Here is a 12,264-nt window from a genome sequence, read left to right on the forward strand (position 1 = left end):
AATAAGATGCAGGGATCTAGTTGCTGTTCCACCTGTACAGTCCAGCATTTCAAACCGAGGTGAATCTATTCATGCCCGTTATTGATTACAAATGTCCCAACTGCGGCAGCAGCATGATGTTCGATAGCAATACTGGTATGCTGTCCTGTCCAAGCTGCGGCAGGCAGGATAATATCGAACAGCTGCCCGATCCATTGAAAAAGGTCGTCTTTACTGGCGACGAAGTAAAAGAATACCACTGTCCGAACTGCGGCGCTGATCTGGTGACCGAGCCGGAGACGAGTGCAACGACGTGTAGCTTTTGCGGTTCACCTGTGGTGCTGAGTGAGCGGTTAAGTGGTCAGCTTGCGCCAGTGAGTGTGATTCCTTTTTCCATTAGTAAGCAGCAAGCAGAGCAGGCATTCAAGAAATGGTGTCGTAACGGACTGCTTACGCCAGCTGGCTTTATGTCTGCCGACCGGATCAAAAGCATGACTGGCATGTATGTGCCATTCTGGTTATATGAGTTACATAATATTGCGGAGGCGCGCGGGCATGCGACCCGAGTGCGCAGCTACACGCAGGGCGATTATCATTACACGGAAACCCAGCACTACGAGTTTTACCGACGTATGCGGCTGCACTACGTCAATCTGCCCGTCGATGCCTCCGAGAAAATGAACGACCAGCTCATGGATAAGCTGGAGCCTTTTCCATATGCTCAATTAAAGGACTTTAAAACGCCATATCTGGCGGGCTATATTGCTGAAAAATACAACTACGACGATAACGATCTATTACCGCGTGCCAAGGACAAAACAATTCCATATATTGATTCATCTATTGCCTCTACCGTTACGGGCTATTCCAGCGTGAGCTATACCGACCGACAGGTGGACACGACGGTGCGGCGTGCAGATTATGTGCTGCTGCCAGTGTGGATGGTGAATTATGACTTTGACCACAAAGAATATCTGTTTGCGATGAATGGTCAGACTGGCAAGGTGGTCGGCAAGCCGCCACTCAGCAAGGGCAAGATATTTGCTTGGTTTGCTGGAATTAGCGCTGTATCGCTCGTATGTCTGAAGACCGTTTCTTGGGCGCTGGGAGGTGGATTCTTTTGACGAAGGAGCGGAATGAGCCTTTTTATAACAGCAACCAGATGAAGATGGAAGGCAAAAAGATAATCATGCCTACTCGCATAGATGCCAAACGCAAATGCTATTCGCAGGTTGGCAAACGTTTGCTGATCTTGCTGCTATTCCTGACGTTGCTATGTACGGGTGGCATGGTGGGGTTGCCAACTCTGGTGCATGCCTCCGGTTCTAGTCAGACGACAACGAGCAACAAGACGCTCGTATATGATGCTGCCAGATTGCTGACCACAGAGCAAAAGCAGGAGATTAACAAGCTGGCGAATCAATATGGGGCGCTGCGGCAGACGGATTTCGTCATTTATACGACGAATAATGATGACAATCTGGATGTGGTGAAGCTGACAGAAAATCTGTACGACAACAAGGCATTTGGCTATAACCAAAGGTACGGGAGTGCCGCAATTCTCACACTAGATATGCGTAATCGGGACATCTATCTGGCTGGCTTTGGTGAAGCGGAGCAGCTGTTGGACGACTCGCGGATGGACAAGATTCGTAACTATATCACTCCCGATCTCAGCAATGGCAATTATACAGCCGCTTTTGAAAAATATATTCAGCGCTCGTATGAATATATGGGTTATCGGACAGGGGTGAATCCAGATAATTTGCTGTTCAAATTCTGGTTTCAAGCGGCTCTGGCGCTTCTGATCGGCATCATTGTCGTTTGGATTATGGCGTATCGTTCCGGTGGTCGGGTGACAGTGGATCGTGCAACCTATGAGGATACCAGTGCATCGTCACTGTTGGATCATTACGACCGATATATCAACACCACCGTCACCAAGCAGAAAATCGAAAAAAGCAGTAGCAGCAGTGGTGGCGGAGGAGGCGGTGGAACAAGCAGCGGCGGTCATTCGCATAGCGGAAGTCGCGGTTCCTTTTAGCGTTATGGTGTAAGCAACATCATCAACAATTCCAAACTTCAAATACAGGGAGGGTACTGCATATGGGATTTTTCAAAAATCAGTTTGCTAATGTTGTGGAATGGGAAGAATTTAGAGATGATATGATCTTCTGGAAATGGAGCAATCGTGAGATTAAGAAGGGCAGCAAGCTCATTATTCGCTCTGGGCAGGATGCTATTTTTTTGAACAATGGCAAGATTGAAGGGATCTTTGAGGACGAGGGTTCGTTTAATGTGGAATCGGATATTATTCCGTTTCTGTCCACGCTGAAGGGATTCAAGTTTGGCTTTAACAGCGGGATGCGGGTAGAAGTACTATTCGTAAATACGAAGGAATTTACCGTGCGCTGGGGAACACAAAGTCCAATTCTCATCCCTGCCCCGCAGCTGCCGGGTGGCATGCCGATTCGTGCGAACGGGACGTTTAATTTCAAGGTCAGCGATTATGTGTCCCTGATCGACAAAGTAGCAGGCATCAAGCAGAGCTATCTAGTCGAAGATGTGAAAATCCGCATTACATCTGTGCTCGATCAGCTGCTGATGAAATGGATTGTGCGCGAAGGGAAGGACATGTTCAATCTGCAAGCGAATGCGTTTGATATTGCCAACGGGATTCGTGAGGATCTGGATATGCAGATGATGCAGCTGGGTATCGGTATTACTGGCTTCCAAGTGATGAGCTTCAACTATCCGCAAGAAATTCAGGATATGATCACGAAGACAGCTTCGCATGAGATGATCGGCAACATGCAAAAATATCAGCAGGTCAGCATGACAGATGGCATTGCATCCGGTAAAGTGCAGGGCGGCGGTACCGCGTCTGATATGGCGGGCATGATGATGGGCATGAATATGGCGAACGAAATGATGAAGAATATGAATCAGCAGAATGGTCAGAATAACGGTGGGCAGAACAATACCAACGCGCAGAATGCAAACGGCAATAATGGCGGCAATTCCACAGCTGGGCAAAATGCAGGTAATAACAACTCTGGTGGACAGGGAAGTCAGGATGGTTCTGCACCAACAGGTTCCAGCGGTACAAAGCCGAATTTCTGTCCCAACTGTGGCGCGAAGAATGAAGGAGCAAACTTCTGCCCGAATTGTGGGTATAAGCTGGCGTAATGATTTTGAATGAAAGAATATATGCAATCTTTCGTTACAAATGTATCAAGCGATCCATTCGGTCATACACCGACATGGATCGCTTTTTGATTTGGCAACATGATTTGAAGCAATATGCCGATAGGTAATAGTATAGGGGGGAGTTCATTGGCAGCAGATAACAATGAAAAAGATATCGTTTACTATTATGCTACATTGTTTGGATGGTTAAAGTGCATTTCATTATTTGAACTTATACGATATTACCGTAAGAAAAAAGGAAAAGAGAACCATACACATATTGTGGAGCTGTGGGTAGTCGGTCACGTGTTGTTATCCTTTATTGCGGTTATTATTGCAAACTATTTTGGTACCATCAAATGGATTATTTATCCATTGATGATATATGGATTTTTGCGGAATTTTGAGATTATCATTTACCAGATCAATGTATTGTTATTTGATCAGTATCGATCTGAAAGAAAAAATATCCCTTATAAAATCGCAGATTACCGCAGGATGGTGATTCTACTATTTCATAACTTTGTAGAAATTGTATTCTGGTTCTCGGTTACCTATTTGTTTGCGATCAAATTCTTTATTATCGAAAATGACATCAAAAATAATTTTGCGCAGTCTATTTATATTAGCTTTGTAACAATGACGACGTTTGGACCGCCTAACTTTAATATCAAGGAATCGTTTGGGTTATACTTGGTTTCCATCCAGTCGATGATTGGTCTAATTATGACCTTACTGACCTTTGCCAGATTCATATCATTACTGCCGAATATTGAAGCGAAAAGTACCAAATCAGACGATCCTTCATAGATTGTACATAACGCAATCTTTAACATGTCTGACAACAAAGCAAAGCCATGAACCAGTACTATGCTCGGTTCATGGCTTTGTTCTCGTTGAACCAGCGTCTACATCCAGTGTCATCTAAGAAAATTTCTGTATGCCGACTCTTGCATTGAGTACAATACATATACAAACTACAATCGTAATATTTCAACACGACAGGAGGTAGCAGAAGATGAGCCATAGACCGTTGATTGGCATGATGCTGGGCTGGAAGGTGAAACCGGATCTGATGCGAGCTTGTACATTATCGGCAGCTTATTATGGCGCTGATTTGTACTATTTTTATACATGGGATGTCAAAGAGGACAGCATTACTGGGATGCAGTTGATCGATAATCAGTGGGTACAGGGGGAGTTTCGTTATCCCGATGTGATCTATGACAACACGCGTCGCCGTGGACATGAGCGGTATGAAGACGCGTATCGCAAGCTAGATGGTATTCCCATGGGGCATACACTCAAGGGGCGTGGCTTTGGGAAAACGAAAATCTACAATCTGATTCGCCACCACGAAGGGTTGAAAAAGAATCTGATTCCATTTATGACCATGAAGGAACCGGACAAGGTGATGGGTTTTATTGAGAAGCATAAGCGTGTCATTTTGAAGCCAGATGGCGGGTTTATGGGGCGTAATGCGCTGACAGTGCAGCTGACAGAGGACGGAATCGAGGTATTTGATCAGGAGCAGCTGCATATGTTTCGTCGCGAGGAGATGCTGCAGGTAATTGAGGCGCTGATTCCGAAGAAATTCTGTGCGCAAAAGCTGATCCGCAGTGAAACATCGCATGGGTATCCATTTCATATTCGAGTGCATCTATCCAAAAATGGTCAAAATGAATGGGTGGTAGCATTTAAATCGGTGACGTTATCGCTGCGTCCGCATATTAAGATTACCAACAGTGATTCGACGTATCGCGGAACAAGCACATGGGCGGATTTTCTGCTGCATCGGTTTGGTGAAAAGGTGGATGGGCAGATGGACAACCAGCTACGCGATTATGGATTAGCGCTGGCATCCTATTTGGAAGAAGCGATTGGTGGTGGCTTTCATGAGCTAGGACTGGATATTGGGGTGGATAAAAAGAACCGCATTTGGCTATTTGAAGCGGGTCTTGGTCTGCCGCGCTCGCCGTATTACCAGATGCAGCTATCCATTCCTGCCATGGCGCATTGTATGTATTTATACAACGAAGCACAGCACGATAAGAGCACAAGCAATAGCTAGATGAGGAGTGTACAGTCGTTCGACATGTAGCGCTCATGACGACTGTCTAAGCAATGGGAGTGTCACCATACCGTGGCAACGAATGGATGGCTAGCATTATCCTAGGCTGACTCTACCCTTATATGCTTGCAGAATCTTCGTCAGTCTGCGTCGATTATTCCGTAACCCCGCCGTTATTTCTCCGTATTACTCTGTACTTATGACAAATAACGAACAGGATTTGAGGGAAAGCCTTATGAATCAATTATTCAACAATCGGGCGGAAGATGGGTATGCGGCGGCGGAACGGAAGGCGGCAGCGTATTTTGCAGAACTGTGTCAGCAGTTGGAGGGGCAGCGATACGCGCAAGGGCTAATGGCGGATTTTGGTCAATGGCAAAAGCAGCATATTTCGCTATCTTCTCGGCTTACGCGCTGGCTGCCAATCAAGCAAAAGCCGGATATGCGGGATTACCATGTCTATATGCAATGGCTACAGATGACGGGGAAGCTGGATGGTTATTTGCAGCGCAGTGTAGCGTATATTTATATGCGCGATCTGGGGCGGGCGCTGCATGATCCACATACACAGCTACGTGTGCAGGAAGTGGCAAACAGCCTGAAAAAGCGTCTACTCACTTCGTCGCAGTCCAAAACAAATAATGTGCCTGAGTTTATGAGCCTAGATGGTGTGTACCGCTGGGCGCAGCGCGAAGGCGTGGAAACGGCGATTATTTGGGTGATGGATAAGTTACAGCAGGTGACCACTCATATTCCAGAAGGCATGAATGCGGAACAAGCCCAGCGCAAATTGATCAAGATCATCGTTGGTGTTGTGCTGCATGCAGTGGAGGAAATGGACGATACCGTGCCGCCCAGCGAGCGTTCGCGTAGGCTAGATGAAGCGGTTCGTCTGGGGTACTCATACGGGCTGACGTATCCGTTTATCGACGATATTTTGGACTCGGATCTACTCACCGCAGCGGAAAAGGAGCAGTATTCACGTCTGATTCGTAGCGCGCTGTTGACCGGATCAGTGCCAAAGCTGGGCGATTGGTCAGGCAGCCAGCCGGAGCTGATCCGCTATATTCACGGTGAACTGCGTGAAGCATTTGAGTATATCAAGGGTCGCCAGCAGCCGCAGGTGCAGGGTGTGTTTTTCGAGCAGGCGTATGTGTTTTTTCAGGCGCAGGATGTGGATCGGACGCGCAGTCTGGAGGATGCGGGATACAGCAATGAAGCGTTGTATGTGCCTGTGATTCTGAAGTCGGCATGCTCGCGTCTGGTGGCGCGCTCCATTATTGGGGCAGATGAGGATGAAGGGTTTGACCAGCGTACGTTTTGTTACGGAATTTATAATCAGCTGGCGGATGATTTTGCTGATTTGTTTGACGATTTGGAGCGTGGGGCGGTGACACCGTACACGTATTATATAAAATATGGACAACAGCGGGACGATCTGATGAATCCGTTTGAGCTGTATTGGGCAGTCATCCACTATCTCATTCATGATGTGTATCGCTCGGATGAAGCTACGCGCGAGGTCATTCTGGACCGGGCAATCAACGGTTTGAAGCGTGCGTATGCTCGGCTGGGAGCAGCTCGTTATAATGAACTGATGGAGCGGTTGACCGCCGGAATGCCGCAATGGAATCGTGTTATTCAGCGGATGGTGCGAGATGCGGAGGATGTAGATTTTCTCGACAAATTATTGCGTGACCAGATGCTGATCCATCTGCGGCAGGATCGGGAGCAGCAGGCGCAGTTTGAAGACACGGTGCGACAGGTACGTGAGCAGATTAATCAGCAACTGCCGATTGCGACTCGTGAGGGAATACTTCCGATGAATGAGTTGCTGATCGATGCTGCCAACTACAGTCTAAAAGGCTCCGGCAAACGGCTGCGTCCGATTCTCGCTTGGGTGATGGGTGTGCAGCATTATGGGCTGGATGCACAGGCGGTTATGCCGCTACTGCGTTCGCTGGAATACATGCACACCGCTTCTCTGATCTTCGATGATTTGCCTTCGCAGGACAACGCGCCATCGCGACGCGGGCGGGCGACCTTGCATGAGATGCACGATAGTGCGACAGCGGAGCTGAGCGGTCTATTCCTGATTCAGAAAAGTATCCGCGAGCAAGCGTCCATGACCGGATTTGCCGCCGATACTGTGTTACAGTTGATGGACTATTCAGCGCAAAAGGCTGAGGAGCTATGTACGGGGCAGGCGATGGATCTGCATTCCCGTGGACAGAACTTAACGCTAGAGCAGCTGAATGATATTTGCTTTTACAAAACGGGTGCGGCATTTGAAGCTTCGTTGGTGATGCCAGCGATTCTGGCGCAGGCGCAGCAGCAGGAGATTCGAACCCTACAAACATTCGCCTATCATGCGGGGATTGCTTTTCAGATTAAAGATGATCTACTGGATGTCAAAGGGGATACCGTGCATCTGGGTAAACCAGTAGGGCAGGATGAGAGTAACCATAACTCGACCTTTGTATCCATTCTCGGTGAGGATGGTGCGCAGCGAGAGATGTGGAATCATTATTGCGATGCGCTAGAGACGCTGCGGCAGATGCCGAAGGCAGTGCCATTTCTGAAGCATTTGCTGGATTATATCGTGCATCGGGATCGGTGACGAGCGGTAAGACGGTTATGGCATCAACAATTTGGTAGATTGTAAGACAGCTCTGATTCTTTTGGCATATGAAGTTTGTATACTTGTTGGTATGCAACATGCGTGTGCTGGAAGTTAAGGGCTGTTTTAACTGTGTATTGAGATATGAAAATAACAGAATATTGAGAATGAAATTACATTTTTAACATTACAATGGAGGAAGATCGCATCGGTGTAATTCATGTGGTTGACAGCGTACTTCAAATGGTGGAGTATGGAAGAGACGGATGCGTACAAGCCGCGATTGGCAAGGCGTATGCGTTGGAAAAAGCTCGGATATTGCGGGTGGATAGAGCCGAAATGGTTGAAATGACGGAGTAGTATTCATTTACATATTTTGATTCAGCGAATGGGAGGAAACGAACATGACAACATCGCAAATTGGAGTTCCATTGGAAGGCTTTGCCGAATTTAGCCGAAAGGTTGCAGCCGACGGTGCGGTATTGCTGAAAAACGAGAATCACATTTTACCGCTGTCGAAAAATGAAAGCGTTTCGATTTTTGGTCGGGTACAGGTGAATTATTATCGAAGCGGTACAGGATCAGGCGGTAGCGTGAATGTGGCATATACGACGAATCTGCTGGATGGGCTGCGCAGCAAAGGGAATATCACGGTCAATGAGCAGCTGGCGCAGGTGTATGAACATTGGATTCAGGAGCATCCATTTGACAATGGCGGCGGCGGTTGGGCTGCTGAACCGTGGCATCAGCAAGAGATGCCGCTGAATAGCGAGCTGGTGGCAGAAGCGAGACGTCAATCGGATAAGGCGGTTGTGGTGATTGGACGTACGGCGGGCGAGGATAAGGACAATGCCGACGAGCCGGGCAGCTATCGTTTAACAGAGGACGAGCTAGATATGCTGAAGCAGGTTACGGCGCATTTTGAACAGGTAGCGGTTGTGCTGAATGTGTCCAACATCGTCGATATGAGCTGGGTGAATGCAACGGAGCATGTGCATCCTATTGGAGCGGTCATCTATGCTTGGCATGGTGGCATGGAGGGCGGTAACGCGATTGCGGATGTGCTGGTCGGAGAGGTAACACCGGGCGGCAAATTGACCGATACCATTGCCTATTCCATCGACGATTATCCTTCCACTTCCAACTACGGAAATGAGTTCAAAAGCGTGTATGCAGAGGACATTTATGTCGGCTATCGGTACTTTGAAACCTTTTGCCCAGAAAAGGTACAGTATGCGTTCGGATATGGTATCTCTTATACGACATTTGCGCTAGAAACAGATGAGGCGGCAGTGGTAACCCGTGACGGGCAAGAGCAGGTAGAGATATCGGTGAAGGTGACGAATACCGGTTCGGCATATGCGGGCAAAGAAGTGGTGCAGCTGTATGTGGAAGCACCGCAGGGCAAGCTTGGTCAGCCGACACGTTCATTGGCGGGCTTTGGTAAAACGAAACTGCTGCAACCGGGCGAATCGCAGACACTGACGTTGTCTGTTCCGGTCAATCGCTTGGCTTCGTACGACGATGCTGGGGTAACCGGTCATGCGCATGCTTATGTGCTAGAGCCGGGAACGTATCTATTCCATGTCGGTACCAGTGTGAAGGACACGACACCGGTCTCTTTTGCAGCAGGTTCTGCTCAAGCAGGACAGGGAGCAGCGTCGGGAGATAGTAATGCTGAGAGTTTAGCAAGCGAGCCAATGCTCACAAACGGTGGTGATACAGCAACTGCAGGTCTATATATCCCTGAACTGCGTGTAGTAGAGCAATGGGAAGAAGCGATGGCGCCAGTGGAATCGTTTAACCGGATCAAGCCGGGTGTGCGTAAGCCGGATGGTTCCTATGAGCTATCTTCGGAGCCAGTACCGACGCGTCAGATTGTGCTGGCAGATCGTATTCAGAGCCGCTTGCCGCAACGATTGACTCAGACAGGGAATCAGGGTTATACGTTGCAGGATGTGGGCAATGGAACGATTTCGCTGGAACAGTTTGTAGCTCAACTGGATAATGAAGACCTCGCTGCGCTGGTACGTGCAGAAGGCATGAGTAGTCCGCTGGCGACACCGGGAACGGCATCTGCATTTGGCGGAGTCACTGATCGTCTGCTCGGTTATGGCATTCCCGTTGCGTGTACAGCGGATGGTCCATCCGGTATTCGGATGGATAGCGGCGACAAATCGACACAAGTGTCGATCGGTACACTGCTGGCGGCGACATGGGATGTGGAGTTAGTGCAGGAGCTATATGTACTGGAAGGTAAGGAAATGCTGCGTAACCATATTGACGCATTACTCGGACCGGGGTTGAATATTCGTCGCAGCCCGCTGAACGGGAGGAATTTTGAATACTTTTCCGAAGACCCGTATATCTCTGGTGTATTTGCAGCGGCATGTGTACGCGGCATTACGGACGGCGGCTCCAATGCGACGCTCAAGCACTTTGCCTGCAACAATCAGGAGCAGCATCGCAGTAAAGTAGACGCGGTCGTATCGGAGCGCGCGCTGCGCCAGATTTATTTGAAAGGTTTTGAGATTGCTGTGCGCGAAGGTGGCGCCAATTCGGTGATGACCTCGTACAACCCGATCAATGGTCACTGGGCAGCATCCAACTACGATCTGAACACCACACTGCTACGCGGGGAATGGGGCTTCAAAGGTATCGTGATGACCGACTGGTGGGCGATTATGAATGACTGCGCCAACGGCGGGGAAGCGGATCGCAAATATACGAACTGGATGATTCGGGCGCAAAATGATCTGTACATGGTCGTTGCCAACTATGGTGCGGAGACGAATGTATGGAACGACAATACGATGGAATCGCTGGAAAATGGCACACTGACAGTTGGCGAATTGCAGCGCTGTGCGGTGAATATTTGCGACTTTATTGTAAAAGCACCTGTGTTTGCACGGGGGGAACTGTTGAAGGAGCAAACGCATTTCTTTGCGGCAGCTTCCAGTGTGGGCAATGGGCATGAACAGGCAACGACCGCAGGGGAAGATGTACAGATTCCGGTGCAGACAGACGGAGTAACTGTGATTCAGGTGCCAGAGGAAGGCGAGTATCGCTTGTTTATGCGAGTGATGTCCGAAGGCAATCATATGGCGCAAAGTGCGACCAATCTGCTGTTTAACGGACAATTGGTGACGACGGCACAGACAAATGGCACCGAAGGAAGCTGGATACGACAGAAGCTGGTGAAAGTGAAGCTGGAAAAAGGAATCTACGAGCTGACGCTAGAATTTGTGAAGCCGGGTATGCAGGTGGAATGGATCGAGTTGAAAAAGGTGTAATGGATTCATTGTGAATCGACTGCTATAGTGATCTTCGCTCAGAGTAGTTTGAAAAATAGTAACATGAATGAAATGGAACAATAGTAAATAGATGCAAAATAACTGTAGCCGTATGCTTAGATTAGATTCTAAGTGTACGGCTATTTTTTATGCAAGCACATATAGTTGACGCTTGTAGGCTTTAAAATTAAACTTACAGAGCGATATACATAATTTAGGAGGATATATATGAAAAAATCAAATAAAGAACCTTTTAAAAAATGGTGGATGTGGCTAGCTATTGTGCTTTTGTTTGTGATTGTGTTACAGAATATCAATAAAAAGAACGAATATTCTTCTACTGCCGAACCTGTTGAAAACGAGGTGGTGGAAGAAGTATTGGTTGATGTAGCAACGACTGATACACTCAATAACAAAACGACCGAAACCAAAGAACAAATTTCTGAAGAGGTTGCAGAAGCTAAAGAAATTGCCGGATCTAATAAGGAAACAGCCATTCCGAAAACTGATTACATCGGGATCGGCAGCACAAAATCACAGATTGAAGCCAAATATGGTGAGAATCGCAATGAGGATGACGAAATAGGCAGCTACCAAAACAAAACATTGCTTATTTTTTATTCAGATGGGGAAATTGCAGATAATCTGTCTTATGAATATGGATCTGATCCACAAACCAGACGTACGATAAAAGAAGCGCTAGTGAAAGCAAAAGACTTTTTACCTTCTGATGTTCAAAAAGTTAAGGAATACGATGCTGATCAAGAACATCATGTAGTTGTTTATAAGAGTGAAAAGTTGGCAGAGTTTATTCCAAGCTACTATCAAATTGCTACAGAACTTGGATCAACCGATGTTCCGGGAACAGTTAGTGTATACACCAAGCAGGATGAGGCGGGCGTGTATATGTTTGGTGTAGTTTTAGGGAATTATCAATAAAATGTAGCTTAAGAAAGAATCATTTATATGGATTTAAAAAGCCAAAAGCGTATAGAACATATGCTTTCGGCTTTTTCTTGCATAAGCGATGAAATTGGTAAATGACGTACATATTTGTTTATAAAACATGTCATTTTTTGAACATTCTGCATTTAGCAGTTGAAAAACAACCT

Annotated in this window: 8 protein-coding genes; all 8 read left to right on the forward strand. The window is 47.3% G+C overall.

Features of this window, described 5'->3' with window-relative positions:
* Positions 1–71 precede the first annotated feature (71 nt).
* A complete protein-coding gene (locus ABXR35_RS14200) occupies positions 72–1,103 on the forward strand; it encodes a TFIIB-type zinc ribbon-containing protein (protein WP_367061683.1) in 1,032 nt (343 codons plus the stop codon).
* Positions 1,100–2,023 (forward strand): TPM domain-containing protein, encoded by a 924-nt coding sequence (locus ABXR35_RS14205; protein WP_367061686.1) that lies wholly within the window; start codon positions 1,100–1,102, stop codon positions 2,021–2,023. Before ABXR35_RS14200 ends, ABXR35_RS14205 begins: the two co-directional genes overlap by 4 nt.
* A 62-nt stretch (positions 2,024–2,085) precedes the next feature.
* The gene (locus ABXR35_RS14210) at positions 2,086–3,168 is read left to right on the forward strand and encodes an SPFH domain-containing protein (protein ID WP_367061689.1); all 1,083 of its coding nucleotides are present in this window, start codon (positions 2,086–2,088) and stop codon (positions 3,166–3,168) included.
* Between the two features lie 147 nt (positions 3,169–3,315).
* Positions 3,316–3,978, forward strand: a complete 663-nt coding sequence (locus ABXR35_RS14215; protein WP_367061692.1) for a hypothetical protein — start codon at positions 3,316–3,318, stop codon at positions 3,976–3,978.
* A gap of 208 nt (positions 3,979–4,186) precedes the next feature.
* Positions 4,187–5,239: a YheC/YheD family protein gene (locus ABXR35_RS14220; protein WP_367061695.1), complete on the forward strand. Its 1,053-nt coding sequence runs from the start codon at positions 4,187–4,189 to the stop codon at positions 5,237–5,239.
* A 235-nt stretch (positions 5,240–5,474) separates the two neighbouring features.
* Complete coding sequence (locus ABXR35_RS14225; RefSeq protein WP_367061698.1) at positions 5,475–7,859, forward strand: polyprenyl synthetase family protein; 2,385 nt, start codon at positions 5,475–5,477, stop codon at positions 7,857–7,859.
* A 404-nt stretch (positions 7,860–8,263) separates the two neighbouring features.
* Positions 8,264–11,152: a glycoside hydrolase family 3 C-terminal domain-containing protein gene (locus ABXR35_RS14230; protein ID WP_367061701.1), complete on the forward strand. Its 2,889-nt coding sequence runs from the start codon at positions 8,264–8,266 to the stop codon at positions 11,150–11,152.
* 228 nt (positions 11,153–11,380) lie between these two features.
* A complete protein-coding gene (locus ABXR35_RS14235; protein ID WP_367061704.1) occupies positions 11,381–12,091 on the forward strand; it encodes a hypothetical protein in 711 nt (236 codons plus the stop codon).
* Positions 12,092–12,264: the final 173 nt, after the last annotated feature.

This window comes from Paenibacillus sp. JQZ6Y-1 (assembly GCF_040719145.1).
GTDB lineage: Bacteria > Bacillota > Bacilli > Paenibacillales > Paenibacillaceae > Saccharibacillus > Saccharibacillus kandeliae.